Below are 22446 nucleotides of genomic sequence, written 5' to 3'. Positions count from 1 at the left end.
TCTGATGGTTGCCGTTGTGGGGGACTTTTCCGGGGAGTAGGGTGATGAGGGGGCGATTGGACGCTTGGCGGGCCTTCTCCACGAGGCGGCCGGCCGGCACCGGAGTCCGGCAGATGAATGTGTCCTCGCCGATCCCCACGCACGGAGATGCCAGTCTCGAACTTCTGTGGGACGACGGCGAGCGCATCTTTTGCCGCGAATTGCGCCGAGACGCCGATGGCAACGTCAACAGTGTCCTGATCGTAAGGGCCGCAGCGGAGCATCCGCCGGCCGCGTTCCTCGACCGGCTCGCCCATGAATACGCCTTGCGCGACGAGCTCGACCGGACCTGGGCCGTACGGCCGCTGGAGCTGATCCGCGACAGCGGTCGAGCCTTGCTGATATTGGAAGATCCCAGCAGCGAGCCGCTCGAGCGGCAGCTCGGCACGCCGATGAAGCTGGATCGCTTTTTGCGATTGGCTCTCGCCATCACCACCGCCGTCGATCAGCTCCATCGGCGGGGTCTGATCCACAAGGACTTGAAGCCGGCAAATCTCCTGGTGACCGGAGGGGACGAGATCAGGATCACCGGATTCGGCCTCGCATCTCGCCTGCCGCGCGAGCGACAGCAGCTCCAACCACCGGAGACCATCGCGGGTACGCTGGCCTACATGGCCCCCGAGCAAACTGGCCGCATGAACCGGTCCGTCGATTCCCGCAGCGATCTGTACGCGCTCGGCGTGACGTTCTACCGGATGCTCACGGGCGCACTGCCGTTCACCGCGGCCAATCCGATGGAATGGGTGTACAGCCACATCGCGAGACGAGCCATTCCGCCTGCCGAACGGCTCAATGATGTGCCCGCTGCCGTGTCGGCGATCGTCATGAAGCTCCTCGCCAAGACGACCGAGGACCGCTACCAGACCGCAGCCGGCCTCAAGAGCGACCTCGCGCACTGCCTTGTCGAATGGCAAGCGCGAGGGCGGATCGACGGCTTCACGCCCGGCGAAGCGGACCAACCGGACCGCCTCCTGATTCCCGAGCGGCTATACGGCAGGGAACACGAGATCGAGGCCTTGCTCGCCTCATTCGACCGCGTCGCTCGGAGCGGAACGCCCGAGCTCGTCTTGATCTCGGGCTATGCCGGTATCGGCAAGTCCGCCATCGTCCACGAATTGCACAGAGCCCTGGTCCCGCTCGGCGGCCTCTTCGCCTCGGGCAAGTTCGATCAGTACAAGCGCGACATCCCTTATGCGACACTCGCGCAGGCCTTTCAGAACATCGTTCGTCGTCTCCTTGCGAAGGACGAGGCCGAACTCGCAGCGTGGCGCGACACCATCTGCGAAGCATTGACGCCGAACGGCCAGCTGGTGGTCGATCTGGTTCCCGAATTGAAACTGATCATCGGCGATCAACCGCCGGTCCCGGAGGCTTCGCCGCAAGACGCTCGGCGACGATTCCAACTCGTCCTGCAGCGTTTCATCTGCGTCTTCGCGCGACCGGACCGGCCGCTTGTGCTCTTCCTCGACGATTTGCAGTGGCTGGACGCTGCGACACTCGATCTGCTTGAAGAGCTGCTGACCCGATCGGACCTGCAACATGTCCTGCTGATCGGCGCCTATCGCAGCAATGAGATCGATGCCGACCATCCGCTGAGGCACAAGCTCGCCGTACTTCACGATTCGGGCGCGCTCGTCCGGACACTCAGCCTGGCCTCCCTCAACGGCGCCGACGCCGAACATTTCGTCGTGGATGCGCTTCGCTCCGAGGCAGCGGGCGCCGCGCCATTGGCGCAGCTTCTCCATGAGAAGACGGGCGGCAATCCATTCTTCCTGATCCAGTTCCTGCATGCACTCTCGGAGGAAGGATTGCTGGCCTTCGATCACGAGATGAGCCAATGGCAGTGGGACCTGGAGCGCATCCATGCCAAAGGCTATACCGAAAACGTCGTCGACTTGATGATCCGCAAGCTGGGCCGCTTGCCCGACGAAACGCGGATGGCGCTGCAGACGCTTGCATGCCTCGGCAGCAGCGCCGAGATCCCGATTCTGTCATTGATGCTGGGCAGACCGGAACAGCAGGTCCAGCTGGATCTCATCGACGCAGTGCGGCTCGAGCTGGTCGAGCTTCAGGACCGGCACTGCAGGTTCGTGCACGACCGGGTGCAAGAAGCCGCCTACGCACTTATTCTCGAGTCCGAGAGGCCTGCGTCGCACTTGCGAATCGGCCGACTCCTGGTGGCACGCACGCCGCCCGAGCAGCGCGAGACGGCAATCTTCGATATCGTCAACCAACTCAACCGCGGCCTTTCCCTCGTCGGCTCTCCAGGCGAGCGCGAGCAAATCGCCGAGCTCAACTTGATTGCCGGCCAACGCGCCAAGGCATCCTCCGCCTATAGCTCGGCACTTGCCTATCTTTCCAACGGAAGCGGGCTCTTGAGCGCCGATTGCTGGGTGCGGCGGCACGAGCTCGCCTTCACGCTGGAAATGAATCGGGCCACGTGTGAATTCCTGACCGGCGAACCAGCCGTCGCGGACGATCGTCTGGCTACACTGGCGACGCGGGCGGCCAATTCGCTCGAACAGGCCGCCGTCGCGTGCCTGCGCATGGATGTCTATACGACGCTCGGCCAGTCCAGCCGGGCCGTCGACGTCGGCCTTGGGTACCTGCGGCAGCTCGGCGTGCACTGGTCTCCCAACCCGACGGAAGCAGAGGCGCGCCGCGAATATGATCTCATCTGGTCGGGCATTAGGGAGCGCAGCATCGAAGACCTCGTCACGCTGCCATTGATGAGCGACCCAGCCTCTCTTGCAACCATGGATGTTCTGACCAAGCTCCTGCCGCCTGCCCTCTTCACTGATATGAACCTCCTTTCCCTCACGATCTGCCGGGCCGTCAATCTCGGCCTCGAATGGGGCCATAGCGACGGGTCGTGTGTTGCTTATGTGCAGCTCGGAATGGTGGCCGGCCTTCAATTCGGCGACTATAAATCCGGCTTTCGCTTCGGAGAACTCGGCTATGAATTGGTCGAGCAGCGCGGAATGACCCGCTTCCAGGCTGCGACCTATCTGATCTTTGGCGCACACGTGGTGCCGTGGACCAGGCACTTCAGGGCCGCGCGCGATCTCCTTCGCCGCGCTTTCGAGAGCGCTCACAGGAGCGGTGACCTGACCTATGCGGCATACAGTTGCAGCAATCTGAATGGCAATCTCTTCCAGGCAGGCGATCCACTGGTCGAGGTTCTGAGCGAGGCCGAGATTGGCCTCGCCTTCGCCCGGAAGATGGGGTTCGGGTTCATCGAGGACATCATCGCCGCGCAACTCGGACTGTTCCGGACCCTGCGCGGGTTGACGCCGAGATTCGGCTCCTTCGACGACGAGCAGTTCGACGAGCTTCGGATCGAAGAACACTTCGCCGCCAACCCGAATTTGTGGCGCGCAGAGTGCATTTACTGGATCCTCAAGCTTCGGGCGCGCTTCCTTGCTGGCGACCACGCATCGGCGGTCGACATCCTGTCGAGGCTGCAGCGGCGGCGATGGACCCCACTGACCCCGGCGGAGGCCGCTTCGTATCATTTCTATGCTGCGCTTTCTCTGGCTGCACTGCCGGAAACGATCGCCGCCGGCCTCCGGCGCATCGACACCATAACCGCGCATCACCGGCAACTCCGGGCCTGGGCGGAGAATTGCCCTGACAATTTCGAGCATTGCGCGGCGCTAGTCGGTGCCGAAATCGCCCGGCTGGAGGGCCGCGACTCCGATGCGATGCGCCTCTACGAACACGCGGTTCGCTCGGCCCGCACAAACGGACTCGTTTCGGAAGAGGGCCTCGCCTACGAACTGGCTGCGAACTTCTATGCGGCTCGCGATTATGACGCGTTCGCCGATATATACCGTCGGAATGCGCGCGATGCCTATGCCCGATGGGGAGCCGATGGCAAGGTACGGCAAATCGACGACATGTATCCGCACCTCGCGGAAAACACACCCGCGCTGACCGCGACCGATACGATCGGTGCACCGGTCGAATATCTGGACCTCGTAGCGGCCCTGAAAGTCTCGGAGGCCGTGTCCAGAGAGATCGTTCTCGAGAAGCTGATCGACATTTTGATGCGTACGACCATCGAGCACGCCGGTGCAGAACGAGGGCTGCTGATCTTGCAGCGAGACGCGGAGCTGCGGATCCGCGCGGAGGCGGCGACCCAGGGAGTTCCGATCAATGTCGATCTGTGCGATCGACCGATCTCCCAGATGGAAATCCCGGAATCGCTCGTCCTGTACGCGGCCCGCACGCATGAGAGCGTTATTCTCGACGATGCTGCGGAAAGTGGAGCCTTCGGTGGGGATCGCTACATCCAGCTCAAGAGCGCACGGTCGATACTGGTCATTCCGCTCACGAAGCAAGGCAGCCTGGTCGCTCTGCTGTATCTCGAGAACAATCTTGCCAAGGCCGCATTTACGCCGGGAAAGGTCGCTCTTCTCAAATTTCTCGCGTCCGAGGCCGCGACGTCGCTCGAAAATGCGCGACTGTACCGGGAGCTTCAGGAGCGTGAGCGGCGTTACCGCGAGGCCCAGATGGAACTCGCCCACGCCAACCGTGTCGCGGTGATGGGCCAGCTGACGGCGTCGATCGCCCACGAGGTCAATCAACCGAACACCGCGATTATCGCCAGCGCGCAGGCAGCATTGAGCTGGCTTGATCACCGCCCGCCGGCGCTGGAGCAGGCGCGCAGGGCACTGACGCGCACCATCGAGAACGGTATCCGATCGAGCGAGGTCATTGGGCGCATCCACGATCTCGTAAAGAAAGCACCGCCCAAGCGGGATTCTCTGGCGATCAACTACGTGATCGGTCACGTCATCGAACTCACTCAGGTCGAAGCGGCGCGGAACGGTGTCTCGATCCAGACGGCGTTCGCCGATAGCTTGCCCAAGGTCATCGGCGATCGCGTCGAGCTGCAACAAGTGACGCTCAACCTGATCCTGAACGCCATCGAAGCCATGAGCGAGACAACAGAGGGCAAGCGCGAGCTATTGATCCAGACCGCGAGAGCAGATGCCGACAGCATACTCGTATCGATCGCGGATTCCGGGCCGGGCCTGTCTCCGGAGGGTATCGACCGGCTATTCGACCCCTTCTACACGACCAAATCGGGCGGCCTGGGTGTCGGACTGTCGATATGCCGTTCGATCATCGTTGCGCATGGCGGCAGACTATGGGCGGCTGTAAACGAACAGCGCGGAGCCGTATTTCAATTCACCGTGCCGATCGATAACGGCTTTGCGGTTGGCTAAGCCGCTCTCCGACATCCGCGCCCAGACGGCCCGATCCCGGCTATTGTTGGGGACTGGTGTTGGGAGTACGTTCCCGAACGGGACAGGCAAGCACCTTTCCCGCGTTTTCATCCGAGTGGCCGGCTAGTTCCGGAGTCCGGCAGATGCACGTATCCTCACGGATTCCCACGTACGGCGATGCCGGTCTCAAGGCCTCATGGGACGACGGCGAGCGCATCTTTTGCCGCGAATTGCGCCGGGGCGCCGATGGTAGCGCCAAGAGTGTCCTGATCGTCAAGGCCGCCGCGGAACACCCGCCTGCCGCGGTCCTCGACCGGCTTGCCCACGAATTCGCATTGCGCGACGAGCTCGATGGGACTTGCGCCGTGCAGCCGCTGGAGCTGATCCGCGACGGCGGTCGAACCGTACTGATATTGGAGGACCTCGGCGGCGAGCCGCTCGAGCAGCAACTGCTCGGCGCGCCGATGAAGCTGGACCGCATGTTGCGATTGGCTCTCGCCATCACCATCGCCGTCGACCAGCTCCATCGCCGGGGTCTGATCCACAAGGATCTGAAGCCGGTAAATATTCTGGTGACCGGGGCGGACGAAGTCAGGATCACCGGCTTCGGCCTCGCATCTCGCTTGCCGCGTGAGCGACAACGGCTCGAACCGCCCGAGACCATCGCAGGCACGCTGGCCTACATGGCGCCCGAGCAGACCGGCCGCATGAACCGGTCCGTCGATTCCCGCAGCGATCTGTACGCGCTCGGCGTGACGTTCTACCGGATGCTCACGGGCGCGCTGCCGTTCACCGCGGTCAATCCGATGGAGTGGGTGCACAGCCACGTCGCGAGACAAGCCGTTCCGCCCGCCGAACGGGTCAATGGCGTTCCTCGCGTCGTGTCGGCGATCATCATGAAGCTTCTCGCCAAGACGGCCGAAGATCGCTACCAGACCGCTGTCGGCCTCAAGAACGACCTGGAACGGTCTCTCGCCGAATGGGAAGCGCAGGGACGGATCGACGATTTCGTTCTGGCCCAGACCGATACACCCGACCGCCTGCTGATTCCGGAACGACTATACGGTAGGGAACACGAGATCGAGACGTTGCTTGCCTCGTTCGATCGCGTCGCCCGGAGCGGCACGCCCGAGTTGATTCTGGTGTCCGGCCCCTCCGGTATCGGCAAGTCCGCTCTCGTCGACGAAATGCACAAGGCCTTGATCCCGTTGGGAGGGTTCTTCGCGTCCGGAAAATTCGATCAGCACAAGCGCGACATGCCTTACGCGACGCTCGCGCATGCTCTTCAGGGCCTCATCCGGGGCCTTCTCGCCAAGAGCGATGCCGATCTGGCACCTTGGCGTAGCGCACTGCGCGAAGCGCTGGGTCATCTCGGTCAACTGATGGTCGATCTCGTACCGGAGCTGCGGCTAGTGATCGGGGATCAACCGCCTGTCCCGGAGACCTTCCCGCAAGATGCACAAAGACGCTTCCAACTCGTCGTTCGACGCTTCATAGCCATTTTTGCCAAGCCTCACCATCCCCTCGTGCTCTTCCTCGACGACCTGCAGTGGCTCGACGTGGCCACATTGGAACTGATAGAGGATCTTCTGAACAGATCCGACTTGCGGAATCTGCTTCTCGTCGCCGCGTATCGACCCAACGATGTCGACGTCAAACATCTGCTGGCACAATGGCTCACGGAAATTCGCGCTTCCCGCAAGCGCGTTCGAGAGGTCGACCTTGCCCCCCTCACTCGCGATGCCGTCTGGAAGTTCACTGCGGATGCACTTCGCTGCGAGCCAGCATACGCCATGCCGATGGCCGAGCTGGTATACGAGAAGACGGGAGGCAACCCGTTCTTTCTGACGCAGTTTTTGCAGGCGCTGGCCGAAGAAAAGCTGCTGACCTTCAATCACGACAAAATGCAATGGCGCTGGGACCTCGAACGCATCAAGGACAAAAGCTACGCCGAAAACGTCGCAGATCTCATGGTCGGCAAGCTGAGCGGCTTGCGCGACGAGACACGTCAGGCCCTGCTCGAGCTCGCCTGTTTGGGCAGCATCGCCGAGGTTGCAATGCTCTGCCTCGTACACGGAGGATCGGAGCAGACGCTTCACGCGGATATGAGAGACGCGACACGTCTCGAGCTGGTTCGACGCCTCAAGAACTCCTACGCATTCGTGCACGATCGCGTACAAGAGGCCGCTTATGGGCTTGAACCGGACCGGGAGAGGCGAATGGCTTTGCACCTTCGGATCGGCATGGCCCTGTCAGCACAGCTGACGCCTGACGAACCCAACGAGCGCGTCTATATCGTTGCCAACCAACTCAACCGCGGCATCGCCGCTTTGGCAAGGGGCGCCGAACGCAATCAGGTCATTGCCGTCAATCTCGCTGCAGGCCGGCGTGCGCGAAATGCAACGGCATACCACGCGGCGACAACCTACCTTGAAGTTGCCCGCGAACTGCTCGGAGAGGAAGGATATCCGCGATGCAGCCGGGACGCCTTCGAGATCGGCCTGCTGCACGCCGAATGCAAATTTCTGCTTGGCGATCTGAACGCAGCCGAATCGGAATTGACGATCCTGTCACAGAGCCGATCGGACATTCAGGCAAGCGCTGAGGTCGCCAGACTTCAGGCGCAGCTGTATACCGCTGCGGGACAGCTCGAGCCGGCGGTAGACGTCTGCCTTGCATTCCTGCACAAGACCGGGATCGACTGGTCCCCTCATCCCGGCCGAAGCGAGGTGGATAAAGATCGGCAACGTCTGCGAAGTTTGGCCGAAGGACTGTCCGACGACCAGCTTCACGCGCTGCCGCCGATGACCGATCCAAATCATCGAGCAACGATGTGCGTCTTGGCCGACCTCCTCACGCCTGCGTTTCTCACCGATCGCAACCTGTCCGACATCATGCTCGTAGAGGCCACCCGGCTGACGATCGAGCACGGGATCAGCCCTGAAGCGTGCTATCCGCTGACCGCGATATTCGGCGTGCTCGCGAGTAACTCAGCTGATGCCGAACTCGGATTCCGACTATCACAATTTGGCGCAGCCCTTGCTGACAGGCAGCCCCAGATAGGATTGAGCCGCCGCGCGCTTTTGGTATTCGGCCTCCACGTAACCCCATGGATTCGCCCGATCCGATCGGGAAGGCCATTCATTCAGCGCGCTCTTGCAATCTGTTTGACGACTGGAGAGCTGGCCTTCGCGGCGTACGCACACCGCGGACTGATATCGGTGGATCTCTTCTGCGGCGATTCGCTCATGGAAGTCTGCTCGAGCGCCGAGCGGGCCTTGTCATTCGCGGAGGGGGTGGGGGTCCGGCTGGCTGCGGAGGGTCTGGTCAAGCAGAGGGATCTGGCGCGGAGCCTTACGGGGTGCGATGGGAAGAATGGCTTCGAGAGCCCGGGAGCGCTTCAGCCTCCGGCTACGAGCGAACCGTTAAGCGCCTTCTTCTACTACGCGACGCAAATTCAGATCGAGGTCCTTGCCGGACGTAACGACGTCGCGGTTGACCTCGCCACACGCGCCGAAGAGCTCTCCTGGTGCGCCCGCTCCTATTCGGACTTTACCGAATACCGGTTCTACACGGCGCTTGCTCATGCCGGGGCTTATCACGCATCACGCCCCGAAGATCGCGAGCGATGCCTCAGCGACCTCCGCGAGCACCACCGCAAGCTCACGGTCTGGTCCAACCGCTGCCCGGCGAACTTTGCCGCCCGGCAGAAGCTCGTCACTGCGGAGCTTGCGCGTCTCGAAGGTCGCGAGCTCGAGGCGGAACAGCTGTACGAAGAATCGATCCGATTGGCGCAAGAATCCGGATTTGTGCAGATCGAGGCGATCGCCGCTGAGCGCGCAGCAGAGTTCTACGAGGCGCGCGGCATTCGAACGGTCGTTCTGTCCTACTTGGTGAAAGCGCGCGATTGCTACGCGCGCTGGGGCGCCGAGGCGAAGGTGCGCCAGCTCGAGGAACTCTATCCGGGTCTGCGGGAGCGAGGATCCGCGCTCAACGCCGCAGGCACGATCGGAGCGCCTGTCGAGCAGTTGGATCTCGCGACGGTTCTCCAGGTGTCGGAGGCCGTTTCAGGCGAGATCGTGCTGGAGAGGCTCACGGAAACCCTGCTTCGTTCAGCCATCGAGCACGCGGGTGCGGAACGCGGCGTGCTGATTTTGCCGAGGGGTTCCGAGCTGAGAATTCGGGCGGAGGCGATGACTGGCGGCGGTTCGGTCGCTCTCGATCTAGCCGATTCACCGATCTCCGCCGCTGAAGTGCCGATGTCGATCGTACTCTACACGGCTCGCACGCGAGAAAGCGTCGTGCTCGACGATGCCTCGACGAGCAGCGCATTCGGCGACGACGCATATATCAAGCAAAAGCGTGTCCGGTCAGCCCTATGCGTACCACTCATCAAGCAAGGCAGGGCGGTAGCGTTTCTGTATCTCGAGAACAATCTTGCCTCGCGCGTATTCACCCCCGCCCGGATCGCGATCCTCAAGTTTCTCGCGTCCGAAGCTGCGACCTCGCTCGACAATGCCCGTCTGTATCGGGAGCTTCAGGAGCGGGAGTCGAAAATTCGCCGGCTCGTCGAATCTAACATTATCGGAATCTTCATCTTCGATCACATTCCCGACATTCTCGATGCCAATGAGGCCTTCCTGAAGACCTTAGGATATGATCGCGATGATCTCGCTGCAGGCCGGTTGCACTGGGTAGATCTGACGCCGCCCGAATGGCAGGAGCGTACCGATCGCGCCCGCGCCGAATTGAAGGCGACGCGGGTTGTCAAGCCGTTTGAGAAGGCGTTCTTCCATAAGGACGGCAGCCGGGTGCCGGTGCTGACCGGTGGAGCCCTGTTCGATGACGAGCAAGAGCAGGGTGTCGCCTTCGTGCTGGATCTCAGCGAGCGCAAGCGCGCAGAAACCGAGGCACGCGAGAACGAGCAGCGTTACCGCGAGGCGCAGATGGAGTTGGCCCACGCCAACCGCGTGGCGGTGACGGGACAACTGACGGCGTCGATCGCCCACGAAGTCAATCAGCCAAACACTGCCGTCATCGCCAGCGCGCAGGCAGCATTGAGCTGGCTCGATCACCACCACCGGCGCTGGAGCAGACACGCAGGGCGCTGACACGCGCCATCGAGAACGGCATCCGTTCCAGCGAGGTCATTGGGCATATCCGCGATCTGATAAAAAAATCGCCGCCCAAACGGGATTCCCTGGCGATCAACAGCGTGATCGGTCACGTCATTGAGCTCACGCAAACCGAAGCAGCACGGAACGGCGTCTCGATCCAGACGGCATTCGCCGATCGTCTGCCCAAGGTCATCGGCGACCGCGTCGAGCTGCAGCAGGTGACGCTTAACCTCATCCTGAATGCCATCGAGGCGCTGAGCGGAACCATGGAAGGCAAGCGCGAACTGCTGATCCGGACCGCGCGCGCAGATGCGGAGAGCATACTGGTGTCGGTCGCGGATTCGGGGCCGGGCCTGTCCGCAGAGGGACTCGCGCGGCTGTTCGAACCTTTCTACACGACCAAGTCGGGAGGCCTGGGTGTCGGACTGTCGATATGCCGTTCGATCATCGTTGCGCACGGCGGCAGACTGTGGGTGACCACAAACGAACCGCGGGGGGCGGTCTTCCAGTTCACCGTCCCGATTGATGACGGATTTGCAGTCGGCTGAACATCTCGGCCGGCGTCATCACAGCGCGGAAATGGCGGGATGACCTGTAACCAAAACCGGGCTACGGACGAAATATAGCCCATCGGATCGCGCCGGCGAAACCAGACATGGGCGGGAACAGGCCGGCACTGCTGACGATACGCTAAAGGGAGAGATCAGTTGGGACTGTCCTGGCAACAAGGCCCGCTTTCAACGGGAACAATCGGCCGCTTTCTCGTCCCCGAGCAGCTACCCAAGCGACTATTGTACGTCGAACCGTTACGCCGCCGTATGCGCGTGCACTTTGGGGGACGCTGGATCGCCGATAGCGAGAGGGCCCTCCTGCTGTTCGAACCGGGCCGTTATCCCGTAGCCTATTTCCCGGCGGCCGACGTTTCGCCCCATGTCCTCGAACGCACCGAGCACAGCACCCAACACGCCGACCTCGGGTCCACGTCCTGGTACAGCGTCCGGGCGGACGAGCAACACATCGCGACGCGAGGAGCCTGGCAGCACACCGACCTGCCCGCCTATGCGAACGATTTGCACGGTCTGATCGCCTTCGCCTGGCGGGCCATGGATGCCTTCTACGAGGAAGACGAACGCATCGTGGGTCACGCCGCCGATCCCTATCACCGCATCGACATCCGCCAGACCTCTCGTCACCTCGTGGTCAACCATCAGGATCGAGTCATCGCCGATACGAAGCGGGCCCTGGTGCTTTACGAATCCGGCTTTGCACCCCGCTGGTACGTTCCACGTGCCGATATCGACGAGTCTGCCCTCACTCCGGTGAAGCTTCAGACCTTCTGTCCGTACAAAGGTCTTTGCAGCTATTATTCCATCGGAGAGGCCCGCCAGGCGGCTTGGTCCTACCCCGACGCTTATTCCGAAGTCCGCCGTATCTCCAATTTTGTATCATTCGAGCCGGACGTCGTGACGGTCCATCTCGACGGCACGCAGATGCGTCTCGAAGCCGGCCAGTCAGTCGTTCCACACGGTCCCGATCGCAATCTTGACATCGCCGAGGTGGCTCCCGCACCAACGCCTGGCAGCTAGCCCAAAGGGGCTACAACCGGCTAGAAAGATGCCTGGATCGGTCGAAATGGAGCGGCACATGGCGCGACTCCTGTCGGTGAATGTTGGACTTCCTCGCGACATCGCCTGGAAGAATCGCACCATACGTACCGGGATCTGGAAAAATCCGGTGCGTGGCCGCTGTCGGGTTGGTCGATTGAACCTGGACGGAGATGGTCAAGGCGATCTGGGCGGCCACGGGGGTGAGCAGCGAGCAGTCTTCGTCTACCAGATCGAATCCTATCACCACTGGCAGAAGCAACTGGACCGCGCTGACTTCGTCTACGGTCAGTTCGGCGAGAATTTCACGATTGAAGGGCTACCCGACGATGCCGTTTGCATAGGCGATCGTTTTCAGATCGGCAGCGCCGTGTTCGAGGTCACCCAACCCCGCGTGACCTGCTATCGCGTCGGCATTCGGACCAACGAGCCGAAGATGCCGGCACTGCTGACGTCCAGCGGACGGCCAGGGTTCTACTTCCGCGTCCTAGGCGAAGGCGAGGTCGGCGCCGGCGACGAGATCGTGAAGGTGGGAGAGGCAGACGAGCGGATGACCGTCGCCGAGATCAACACACTGCTCTATTCGTCCAGTCACCCGCACGATCGGCTGGAGCGTGCCTTGCGGATCGAAGCACTTTCGCAGGGATGGCGTTTGTCGTTTGAGGCATTGCTTCAAAGCCAAACGACTGATGCGAGGAGGAGCGGCAACGCGGGCCTTGCTCCGGCAGCCGCGTCACATCCGGTCACTCCGGGATTTCGACTGCTCGTGATTGCGTCGATCGATCGAGAGGCCGTGGACGTCGTCTCGCTCTCCCTGCAAGATCCGGATCGTGAGCCGCTGCCACCGCCTCTGCCCGGCCAGTACGTGGTCCTGCGCCTTCCGCGAGCCAACGGCTCGCCACTCATTCGCAGTTATTCAATCTCGGGTCCTCGATCGACACAGGGCTATCGGATCAGTGTGAAGATCGAGCCAAATGGGACGGCCGGCAATTACCTGAGCGAGCACATCCACGCAGACGACTTTCTCGAGGTGAGTTCTCCGCGCGGAGGATTTACCCTGCAACCCGGGGAGGGGCCGGTGGTGTTGCTCAGCGCGGGGATTGGCGCGACGCCCGTTCTGGCCATGTTGCACGCCTTGGCAGCGACCCGCTCGACACGACAGGTTTTCTGGCTGCATGCGGCGCGCGACGGCCGGCATCATCCATTCGCGCACGAAGTACGCCGCCTCATGCTTGCCCTCCCCCAGGGCCGCAGCTTCGTCTGCTACAGCAGACCGGATCCCCGCGCCAAGTTGGGCGAGGATTTCGATGCTCCTGGCCGCCTGTCGCAATCGGTTTTCGAGGACATCGGTATCCCGCATGAAGCGGATGTCTACCTCTGCGGGCCGGCTCGTTTCATGGCGGACATGAAGCAGGCGCTTGCGGCGTTCGGTATGTCTCCCGGGCGGATTCATATGGAAATTTTCAATGGCGGCGAGTCATTGACGCCCGGCATTGTCGGGGCCACCGTACGAGCTCCGCATCCGCCCAAAGATCCCGCCGACAGCGGCCCGCTGGTATCCTTCGCGCGAAGCGGTATCGCCGTCCATTGGAAACCGTCGGCTTACGCGAGCATTTTGGAGCTCGCCGAGGCGTGTGACGTTCCGGTCCGCTGGTCGTGCCGGACTGGCGTCTGTCACAACTGTGAGAGCGGCCTGATTTCCGGCGCGGTGGCCTATGAGCCGCTACCGCTCGATCAGCCGGCCGACGGCAATCTCCTGATTTGCTGTTCACAGCCGGTTGGGGATGTCGTCATCGATTTGTAGATCGCAGGGATGCAGTCTGCGGGGCCATCATGAAGTTTTCGGTCGAGGTGATCACCGTTCCCGTGTCAGACGTCGAGCGGGCGCTGCGCTTCTACGTCGATCAGGTCGGCTTCGCGCTCGACGTCGACTTTTCGCCGAATGACGCATTCCGCGTGGTGCAGCTCACGCCCTCCGGCTCGGGCTGCTCGATCCAGATCGGCAAGGCCATCACGGAGGCGCCCGCAGGATCGCTTCGTAACGCCTATCTCGTCGTCACGGACCTCGAGGCAGCGCGCCGCGACCTGTTGGAACGTGGCGTTCAGGTCAGTGATATCAGGCACAAGACGCCGATCGGCGCGTGGGACGGCGGCTTTGCTCCCGGACTGGATCCCGCGCGCGGGGACTACGCCAGTTTCGCCGACTTTTCGGACCCGGATGGCAACAGCTGGATGCTCCAGGAACGAGGCTACCGCGCCGATTGACGCGTGCGGCGACACCTTTGGGACGAACGAGCATATCTCCGAGATCGCTCAGCATTCAACCTTTCGCCTTCACGACTATTGTGGACCGCAACGGAGCCGCTCATCCCGAGCCTCCATCAAGGGAGCGCCACGATGTCGCATCGCTCGAACCAGGCACGCTCGATCCGTTCCGCTGTTGCGGGCCTTCTCATGATTGGCCTGCTGTCGCCTGCACATGCCACCGACCGAAGCACCTCTCTCGACGCCCTCCCCGATCTACCGTCGCGGGCCGCCGAGCGTCTCGCCTCGGCCGCCCCGACCTCGCACCTGCCCTGGCTCGCTCCGGTTGGCCACCATCAGCCGGGCCGGGCTGACGTGCCTCAATCGGATGCTCTGTCGGCCTGGGAGCGTGAGCAGCAGCAGCACGACCGGATGCTGGATCGCAAGCTCATCATCTGCCGTGGATGCTGAGGTGGACCGGCCACCCAACGCCCGCCGGCCCAGGCATTCTCAACCCGATATCGCCTCTGCGTTCGCCAGCTCCAGCCCGTCAATCGTCGCTGGAGCCTGCGCCGCCTTTCGCCATTGCGCGGGGGTGATGCCCATGTGGCTCTTGAAAGCCCGCTGGAACGCCGCCTCCGACTGATAGCCGACTGCTTCCGCGACCGCACCAGTCGAGATCGACCCTTTTCTCAATTCATTCGTTGCCAGCGTCATGCGGATGTCGGTCAGCAGATCGCTCGGTGAACGTCCGACCTTCTCCTGAAATTGACGGGCAAGTGTTGCACGCGACATGTTGGCGAGCTGCGCGAGCTCGGGCAGCGTCCATGCGCGCGCAGGCTCGTTGAGCATCGCCGCAACCACTGGCGCGAGGCGCGGGTGACCTGCAAGCGCAAGCAGCCCGCGCGGCGCATCCCCGGTCTCGCTCGCGAGACGAAGCACGAGCGCGAACATCGCCGTCGACAGCGCGTTCAGCATCGCACGGCCACCGAGATGATCATCTGCCGTCTCGCTGCGCATCAGGGCAACGAGGCCCGCGAGCTGGCCGGCAGTATCCCGCTCGCCGGCCTGCGCGCCGGCGCGCACGATCAGGACCGGTGGCAGATAATTGCGCAGCAGGCGGTCGTGCGGCGGGGCGATCGAAAAATGTCCGCACAACAGATCGAGCCGCGCGTCCGAGCCGGGATTTTCGCTGATTGTGAAGTTGAGCGACGCGCGGTTGTGAGCCTTCAGCGGCGCAGCGCCGCCGCCGTCGTGCATGACATGTCGTGGATTACGCGGCAGAAGGAGAATGTCCCCGGTCCCCAGCCGCAGGGGCTTGCCGCCCGCCGGGTCTTCCAAGACGGCTGAGCCACCGACGACCGCGTGATAGGGAATCTCATTCGCCTCGCTCGGCCCCTGCTCGATGCGCCAGGGAGCGCCGTAGGAGCAGCGCAGGTCCAAACGACCGCGCACCGGCATCATCTCGAACAGCCGGCTCAGCCAATCCATCATGCCTTCCTTTGATTGAGACGAATGAGCATATATAGGAGCTTTTATAGCATTCAATATCTCATCACCGGACCATACTGTCACTCCGCAATCGTTCACCACCCCCAACCAAGGAGTGCCACCATGTCCCGTCTTCCCGTTCCGAACCTCGAAGTTGATGCCGGCTCGTCCGGCCAGGTCTACGCCCAGATCAAGAAGGCCATCGGCAGTGTGCCGAACACTTTTGCGGCGCTCGCCGCCCACGGCCCGGCCGCGCTCAAGGCCATCCTCGCCGCAGACACCGTGCTCGCCTCCGGGGGCCTGACCAAGTCCGACAGGGAGATCATCAAGCTGGTGATCAGCGAGGCTGCCCGCTGTGACTATTGTGTCGCCGCCCACAGCCATCTCGGAAAGCTCGTCGGCCTGACACCGGAGGTGCTGAAGCAGATCCGCGACGGCCAGCCGACTGGCGATGCCCAGCGTGATGCGCTGGTCGCCTTCGTCGACAAGCTCGCGCGCACCAGCGGCACGGTCGGCGACACGGATTTCGCCGCGATCAAGGCAGCCGGGTATAGCGACGCACAGCTCGTCGACATCAGCCTCGCCTTCGCCACCACCGTGTTCACCAACGTCTTCAACCGCATCAACGACACCGAGATCGACTTCCCCGCCGTCGCGTGATGCCACTGCGCGAGGTTTCAGATCTCAACCATGAAAGGATCACGACCATGACTACGCTTGCCGCAACTGCCCAAAATCCGATTGTCCGTGCGCTAAACGGCTCTGGCCTGCTCGCGGAAGACCTCGACTACCACATCGTCCGCGCCTCGATGGTGATCATGTTCTTCTTCTTCGGTTATCAGAAGTGGTTTGCATATGAGTTCGAGCGGCTGGTCCCCTTCATCGGCAACGGGCCGTTGATTTGGTGGCTCTATCCCGTGTTCGGCCACGCCGGCGCCAGCTATTTCCTCGGCGCTTGTGAATGGACCTTCGGCGCGCTGCTGCTCGCGGGCTTCTGGAGCCACCGGCTTGGCCTGCTCGGAGCGCTGGGCTCGACCGGTACCTTCATTGCGACCGTTACCATCATTCCCTTCATGCCGGAGGGTTGGGACATCGCCGCGGGAGGCTTCCCGGCGATGACGGGTAACGTGCCCTTCCTGATGAAGGATGTCGTCCTGCTTGCGGTCTCCCTCTACCTGTTGCGGCAGGATCTGGTTCGCCTGATCCGGCATTAGGTGGCACTCTGCCGAGCGGCGACGCGTCGCCGGTGAGCTTTCGAGTTCGCCGGCGATTGCGCGTTCGCGCCGACCTTCCATCCGCACGAGCGCGAGTTCGCTTCCTATCGGATCGAACCTTGTTTGGGTTCGCAAAGGTCGCCGGTTTTGGCAGCCGCGCGTCGCCAGCGCGGCTTCACCGCATTCTCGATCGGGGATCATGGAAACAGTCCGCAAAGCTTCTTTCCTTCTAGGAGTCCATGTCCGCGCAACGCGGTGTCCCCGCCGTTACTTCGCAGCCGCACGGGCGGCCTGTACGATCACGTCGGCCACGACGTCCGGGTTGGAGACAGTGACGGCATGCGATGCATTCACCTCGACGACGCGCGATTTTGCACGATCGGCTTCGAACTTCTGTTCGGCCGGAGGAATGGCGAGATCCTGCAGGGTCCTGATTTGCCAACTCGGCTTGCTCGTCCATGCAGCGGATGTCAGCGTCTCGGTCAGGGCCGCCAGGTTCATAGGGCGTTGGGTAGCGAGCATCATGGCGGCCTCGCTCGCGGGCACATCGGCAGCGACGTTGCTGTGGAACTTGTCGGCCTGATAAAGGAGATACGTGCCGCTGGTTCCGTCGGGGAGAGAGTAGCTGACCGCCTCGACGGACGTGGGGAATGTGCTGCCGGGAAACCGCTCGAGCAAATTGCTTGCAGCTTCCCCTGCCGCGGGTATCACTGCGGCTGCGTAGACGAGGCCCTTGACCTTGGGGTCCGTGCCGGCCTGAGTAATGACGGCCCCGCCGTAGGAATGAGCTGCCAGGATCACGGGCCCCTGGATTCTGTCGATCACGCTGCGCAGATAGGCGGCGTCGACCGCCACGCCCAGCAACGGATTGGCGAAAGCGACGACCGGGTAGCCGTCGCGCTGGAGCCGCGCGATCACCTTGTTCCAGATCGACGCGTCTTCGAAGGCCCCGTGCACGAGCACGATAGTGGGCGCGAGCGTTTCGGGATTCATCGTGATTCCTTCTCATGAGAGTTACGCAGGAGGTGGGTTTGCTGACGTACGCGCGAAACGGTACCGCCCAAGGCCATTATCTGGCTCGTGAGCTGCAAAGGCCCGTGGATCGTTGAGGATCGGAATGTTGGAAAGAACCGTGCGATGCGGGATGCCGCTAATTCCGCAGATGGTGTTGCCGATACCACTTGTTGATCTCCCCGCTGGTCGTCACCCACACGTCCTTCCGGCTTGAGATGTGGGCGAAGGCTGCCGCCAGGTGCTTCGTCCGAAACGGCTGCCCCGTGACAAAGGGATGCAAGGCAATGGGAAGGACCCTCGGAATCCGCTCCCCCTCCTCGTAGAGGACGTCAAACTGGTCTCGTATTGTCCGGCCAAAGTCTTCCGCGGACGTACCGAACGTCAGAACCGACGGAAGGTCATTGCATTCGAGGGAGTACGGCATTCCCAGAAGAGAGCCCCTCTTCACGTTCATCTGAAAGGGCAGATCATCACAAGTATAGTCGCACAGATACTCAATACCCCGCTCGGCGAGCAGATCTGGCGTGGCGTACGTCTCCGTCAAAAACGGGCTGAGCCAGCCTTTTGGCTTTTCACCGGTGGCCGCCGTGATGACCGTGATCGTCTCCTCGATCAGCGCTGCTTCCTCCTCCAAGGAAAGGCCGTTGACGATCTCGGAGTTGTTGCGTCCGTGCCCCATGAAATCCCACTTGCGTTTTGAGCTTTCCTCGACGACCCGGGGATACTCACGACAGACATCTGAATTGAGACACACGCTTGCCGGCAAGCCATATTTGTCCAACGCCTCCATCAGCCTCCAAATGCCCACTCGCTGCCCATAGTCTCGCCAGCCGTAATTGAGAGCGTCCGGCATGAAATGCGCGGTGTGCGGCACGATCGCCGGGCCAGGCCGGTCCTCCGGAAAATGCTCCAGATTGATGTAGATCACGACCGCGATGCGTTCCTTGTTCGGAAAGGACACAACGGTACGATCGACAATCGGCGTGAAGTTGTAACGCTTCGTTTGGGTCTGCATTCAGTCGATAACTCCTCGATAAACTACTTCAAGCATCAGAAATGCTCGCCGAGCCCATCACGTCAAAAGCACTGGCCGGCTTGGCCGTGCTGCGTGCACAAGGCTGAGATGGATGTTGTTTCGCGACAAAGGTCCTTTCTGCGAGCCCGGTCAGTCCAACCTTGGTCATGCTGTCCCAAGTACAATAACCTGCCGGCCACGCGCGACCGCCGATAGGCACGACCAAAGATTCGGACCAGGCACCAGCTTGGTTACAGCATCAAGGAATGTTTATGATCATCGGGCGAGCCGCGTGCTGCCCGTCGTCAACGATCTTGTCGTCATCATCCGAGCCGACGGATCAAGACGGTCAAATGGTTGGAGGATGACCGGAATGCCGACCTTGATCATCTTCCGGTATCCCGGGAGATCGAGCTCGCTGGTGCCGGGCAATCGGACGTCAAGCGCCGCGTATGCAGGCGCGTCGCGTTATAGTCTCGGCCTTTCGACGATTGACTTACGGAAGGCCCTCTCGACGAGCGGGCCGCTATCAGCCGAAAGGTCGCGAAGGACTATTCGCGCGATCAATCTGCGGAAGGAATTGTCATTCACCTCGTTCCACCACAGCGGCTTCACCGAGGGACCGACAGTAATCTGACAGACGCCGAGCCGAAGACCGCCCCGCCCACTCTTCAGCCGCGAAGCATTTAAAGTCCGCGCCCTGCACCTCAGGTGGTGAGTGGCTCCATCCTGAACCGGCATTGATCCTCGATATGAGCGCGGTGGTGCACCCGTTCGCCGTCGCGCGTTATAGCTGCGGTCGCGGGAGCTGCTCCGATCATTGTGCCGCCTGGAACAAAGGAACGACGGGGCACCTCTGGATTCTGCTTTTTCAATTCCATCTCCGCGATTAACCGCGTCCCGCCTTCAACGATAACGACAACCGGCCACTATAATGATGAGACATTGGGGTTGACATCGAGAGCATGTCAACGAAGCCCATGTTGGTGACGCATCGATTGCAGCAAGTTTTGCAAAAGCACGCACACTTAGAGACGATTGCAGTTGTTGTTGCACTGGACGATGTGATCGATCAAGGCTACGCGTCACACCTTGTATTGGGCCAGACGTGTATTTCAGGACTTTGTGACCTGGGCTGTCTCGTTGCAAGGATGCCCGCATCCCAGTTTCACTATTTGCGATCAGATGTGCGGAGAACGAACAAGATGCGTCGATCATTGGTGATGCTCCTGGCGGTGGCTTCGCTCAACCAGGCCCACGCGGAGGCGAAGGTGAACAGCACGCATGCCGTGTGCAGCTATACGTTAGCAAGCGGGGAAACGTACCAAATACCCGCGGGCCAGACTCTTTGCTGGCGCGTCCCCCCGCCCTCGTACAAGGCGTACACGCTCCTGCGTTGTGATCCGCCATTTCAAGAGCTCAGCCGGGTACAACTTGGCGATGGTCGCTGCAACAGATACGAGGAACGCCAATAGCCGCGGCCGGATGCGCGTTTCTCTGTAACTGGGTGCCAAGTCAGGCGAGCCCGACCGCTCACAACGGTCTGGTTGCAGGTTCGAGTCCTGCCGGGCCCACCAAGGTGATCAATAGCTTACTTCGTTCTGGTTTGCCTGCAGCGCGACTGCCGCATCAGAAACCGCATCAGTACAATCAAGACAGAAACGTAGTGCTTGAGGACGTCGAGCGGCTCGTCGCCCTTCGGAACGAGGATCCATTGCACCAAACGGCCAAATGCGCACACAGCCGCCCAAAGCCTCGCGCCGCCCCACCAGATTGGAGAGAACCCTCGCGACGAACGCAGATAGCGCAACGCCGCGTCCGAACGCTCACTCACCCGTATGGATGCGGCGGCCATCGCCGCACGACACCGGCTGCCGAGGGTCCCGCTCGCGGGAATGATTTCAACTGACTTTGCCGACATGATCATGCTTCCTTTTGCTTCCATGGGTGCAAGGCGCACCACGCGCCTGCACCCCTGCCCGTCGGCGAGACCGGGGGTAGCAAGTGCCAGGGCGACCCGAGCGGAGGGGGATCACCCGCCCGCAAGGGCCGCTCACAAGAGCGGGTCTGCACAAGTGTGTGGGCCATGCAGTCCGAGGCAGCAGTGTGAGAAGAGCGCGGAAGACCGGGGAAACCGCTCGGGGCGGCGCCGGCGCCAGCCGGCGCTTTACTCTGGCGCGCGCGAGGGGCGGAGCCCTAAGGCTTCAAGCGCCGGAATGTGAGCAAGTCAGCGCGGGCGTGAGCAACGCATCGAAAGCAAGAGCAAAAGTGAGAAAATCGAAAGAGGCACCCGCAAGAGGGTCAGCATAGCGCCGACGCGTAGCGGCGGGACCCGGGACCGAGTGCAGTCGCGAGACCGGTTTAACAAGGTACCCGCGCGACGGGCAGTGATAGCGGTGCCGCAAAGCGGCAGCCCTTCGCGCGAGTGCCTCCGGCGAGCGACACATTATATCTACCTGTGCGAGGGATCGAAGCCGAAGGCCGAGACGCGACGCGGCTCGGTTCACGAGAGCCCGCTGCGGCCGTTGCCGCATGCGTCCCACCATTTTCGACGTCAGCCCACTCGTTCCGCCGCATACGATCCCGGCGACGCCGGAAAGACGACCGTTTTTTCGTCGTTGACCAACACTCTTCGATGTATGTGCGCGTGGACCGCCCGCGCGAGGACCTGGCTCTCGACATCTCGTCCCAGGCTCACATAGTCCTCCGGACTTTGTGCATGCGTAACCCGGATGATGTCCTGCTCGATGATCGGTCCCTCGTCTAGATCCGCCGTTACATAGTGGGACGTTGCCCCGATGAGCTTAACGCCGCGCTCGAAAGCCTGCTTATAGGGGTTTGCGCCTTTGAAGGAAGGCAGGAATGAGTGATGGATATTGATGATCCTTCCCGACATTTTCCTGCACATCTCGTCAGAGAGGATTTGCATGTAGCGTGCCAAGACTACCAGTTCCGCTCCAGTCTCCTCGACGATGCGCATCTGCTGAGCTTCGGCCTCGGGTTTGTTCTCTTTTGTCACTTTGATGTAATGAAAAGGAACATCGTGATTAACCACGAGCTTTTGGAAGTCGAGATGATTGGAAATCACCGCAACGATATCGATCGGGAGCGCGCCGATGCGCCAGCGATACAAGAGATCGTTCAGGCAATGACCGAAGCGCGACACCATGATCACGACTTTCATCCGCGTGGATCCGTCCTGGATGGCCCACTTCATGTCGAACTGCTCTGCGACGGCCGAAAAGCCCTCTCGTAACGCTGAAAGCTTCGCACCTTCCTCCGATAGAAAGCTTACCCGCATGAAAAATCGGTCGGCCTGCACGTCATCGAACTGCGAGCTGTCCGTTATGTTGCAGCCATTCTTAGCGAGAAACGTCGAGATCGCGGCAACGATGCCGCGCCTTGCCGGGCACGTAACGGTGAGGAGAAAACTGGTCATGAGGAGTTCTCGAAAGGAGTGGCGGCGGTCTGCCG

At 61.7% G+C, this 22446-nt stretch carries 14 protein-coding genes and 1 tRNA gene; 10 read left to right on the top strand and 5 right to left on the bottom strand.

The window, feature by feature from the left end; all coding sequences use genetic code 11:
- The first annotated feature begins 113 nt into the window (after positions 1-113).
- The 7 genes from NLM27_RS40700 (at position 114) to NLM27_RS40675 (ending at position 14709) form a co-directional block, all read left to right on the top strand.
- A complete protein-coding gene (locus NLM27_RS40700) occupies positions 114-5273 on the top strand; it encodes an AAA family ATPase (protein ID WP_254148610.1) in 5160 nt (1719 codons plus the stop codon).
- 143 nt (positions 5274-5416) lie between these two features.
- Positions 5417-10384: an AAA family ATPase gene (locus NLM27_RS40695; RefSeq protein ID WP_309144787.1), complete on the top strand. Its 4968-nt coding sequence runs from the start codon at positions 5417-5419 to the stop codon at positions 10382-10384.
- Between the two features lie 104 nt (positions 10385-10488).
- Complete coding sequence (locus NLM27_RS43905; protein ID WP_309144786.1) at positions 10489-10938, top strand: ATP-binding protein; 450 nt, start codon at positions 10489-10491, stop codon at positions 10936-10938.
- Between the two features lie 159 nt (positions 10939-11097).
- The gene (locus NLM27_RS40690) at positions 11098-11976 is read left to right on the top strand and encodes a DUF427 domain-containing protein (RefSeq protein ID WP_254148609.1); all 879 of its coding nucleotides are present in this window, start codon (positions 11098-11100) and stop codon (positions 11974-11976) included.
- Positions 11977-12034: 58 nt separating this feature from the next.
- Positions 12035-13798 (top strand): MOSC and FAD-binding oxidoreductase domain-containing protein, encoded by a 1764-nt coding sequence (locus NLM27_RS40685; RefSeq protein ID WP_254148608.1) that lies wholly within the window; start codon positions 12035-12037, stop codon positions 13796-13798.
- A gap of 29 nt (positions 13799-13827) precedes the next feature.
- Complete coding sequence (locus tag NLM27_RS40680) at positions 13828-14259, top strand: VOC family protein (protein WP_254148607.1); 432 nt, start codon at positions 13828-13830, stop codon at positions 14257-14259.
- Positions 14260-14391: 132 nt separating this feature from the next.
- Positions 14392-14709 (top strand): hypothetical protein, encoded by a 318-nt coding sequence (locus tag NLM27_RS40675; RefSeq protein ID WP_254148606.1) that lies wholly within the window; start codon positions 14392-14394, stop codon positions 14707-14709.
- A 39-nt stretch (positions 14710-14748) separates the two neighbouring features.
- Here the strand turns inward: NLM27_RS40675 and NLM27_RS40670 are convergent, their stop codons facing one another.
- Complete coding sequence (locus NLM27_RS40670) at positions 14749-15729, bottom strand: AraC family transcriptional regulator (RefSeq protein ID WP_254148605.1); 981 nt, start codon at positions 15727-15729, stop codon at positions 14749-14751.
- Positions 15730-15852: 123 nt separating this feature from the next.
- Between NLM27_RS40670 and NLM27_RS40665 the strand changes: the two genes are divergently transcribed.
- Complete coding sequence (locus NLM27_RS40665; protein WP_254148604.1) at positions 15853-16389, top strand: carboxymuconolactone decarboxylase family protein; 537 nt, start codon at positions 15853-15855, stop codon at positions 16387-16389.
- A gap of 47 nt (positions 16390-16436) precedes the next feature.
- Positions 16437-16943, top strand: a complete 507-nt coding sequence (locus NLM27_RS40660) for a YkgB family protein (protein WP_254148603.1) — start codon at positions 16437-16439, stop codon at positions 16941-16943.
- Between the two features lie 267 nt (positions 16944-17210).
- On the opposite strand, the gene NLM27_RS40655 is transcribed toward NLM27_RS40660, so the two are convergent.
- Positions 17211-17936 carry an alpha/beta fold hydrolase gene (locus NLM27_RS40655; protein WP_254148602.1) on the bottom strand — a complete coding sequence of 242 codons (726 nt, stop codon included), beginning with the start codon at positions 17934-17936 and terminating at the stop codon, positions 17211-17213.
- A gap of 157 nt (positions 17937-18093) precedes the next feature.
- Entirely contained in the window at positions 18094-18972 is an 879-nt protein-coding gene (locus NLM27_RS40650; RefSeq protein ID WP_254148601.1) for a polysaccharide deacetylase family protein, read from the bottom strand.
- 1505 nt (positions 18973-20477) lie between these two features.
- Here NLM27_RS40650 and NLM27_RS40645 point away from each other — a divergent pair.
- A tRNA-Val gene (locus NLM27_RS40645) sits at positions 20478-20549 on the top strand.
- Between the two features lie 14 nt (positions 20550-20563).
- On the opposite strand, the gene NLM27_RS40640 is transcribed toward NLM27_RS40645, so the two are convergent.
- Positions 20564-20893, bottom strand: coding sequence for a hypothetical protein (locus NLM27_RS40640; protein WP_254148600.1), 330 nt, complete (start codon positions 20891-20893; stop codon positions 20564-20566).
- 633 nt (positions 20894-21526) lie between these two features.
- Positions 21527-22411, bottom strand: coding sequence for a formyltetrahydrofolate deformylase (gene purU / locus NLM27_RS40635; RefSeq protein ID WP_254148599.1), 885 nt, complete (start codon positions 22409-22411; stop codon positions 21527-21529).
- Positions 22412-22446: the final 35 nt, after the last annotated feature.

The organism is Bradyrhizobium sp. CCGB12 (assembly GCF_024199845.1).
In the GTDB taxonomy this organism is placed as follows: domain Bacteria; phylum Pseudomonadota; class Alphaproteobacteria; order Rhizobiales; family Xanthobacteraceae; genus Bradyrhizobium.
The sequence above is the reverse complement of the archived record's forward strand: the minus strand, read 5'-3'. Positions and strand labels throughout refer to the sequence as shown.

What these genes read in the sequence shown, in the direction of transcription:
- NLM27_RS40695 (WP_309144787.1), top strand. Translation starts at nt 5,417, where the DNA reads ATGCACGTATCCTCACGGATTCCCACGTACGGCGATGCCGGTCTCAAG.
- NLM27_RS40700 (WP_254148610.1), top strand. Translation starts at nt 114, where the DNA reads ATGAATGTGTCCTCGCCGATCCCCACGCACGGAGATGCCAGTCTCGAA.
- NLM27_RS40670 (WP_254148605.1), bottom strand. Translation starts at nt 15,729, where the DNA reads ATGGATTGGCTGAGCCGGCTGTTCGAGATGATGCCGGTGCGCGGTCGT.
- NLM27_RS40665 (WP_254148604.1), top strand. Translation starts at nt 15,853, where the DNA reads ATGTCCCGTCTTCCCGTTCCGAACCTCGAAGTTGATGCCGGCTCGTCC.
- NLM27_RS40685 (WP_254148608.1), top strand. Translation starts at nt 12,035, where the DNA reads ATGGCGCGACTCCTGTCGGTGAATGTTGGACTTCCTCGCGACATCGCC.
- NLM27_RS40650 (WP_254148601.1), bottom strand. Translation starts at nt 18,972, where the DNA reads ATGCAGACCCAAACGAAGCGTTACAACTTCACGCCGATTGTCGATCGT.
- NLM27_RS40640 (WP_254148600.1), bottom strand. Translation starts at nt 20,893, where the DNA reads ATGTCGGCAAAGTCAGTTGAAATCATTCCCGCGAGCGGGACCCTCGGC.
- NLM27_RS40655 (WP_254148602.1), bottom strand. Translation starts at nt 17,936, where the DNA reads ATGAATCCCGAAACGCTCGCGCCCACTATCGTGCTCGTGCACGGGGCC.
- NLM27_RS40680 (WP_254148607.1), top strand. Translation starts at nt 13,828, where the DNA reads ATGAAGTTTTCGGTCGAGGTGATCACCGTTCCCGTGTCAGACGTCGAG.
- NLM27_RS40660 (WP_254148603.1), top strand. Translation starts at nt 16,437, where the DNA reads ATGACTACGCTTGCCGCAACTGCCCAAAATCCGATTGTCCGTGCGCTA.
- purU (WP_254148599.1), bottom strand. Translation starts at nt 22,411, where the DNA reads ATGACCAGTTTTCTCCTCACCGTTACGTGCCCGGCAAGGCGCGGCATC.
- NLM27_RS40675 (WP_254148606.1), top strand. Translation starts at nt 14,392, where the DNA reads ATGTCGCATCGCTCGAACCAGGCACGCTCGATCCGTTCCGCTGTTGCG.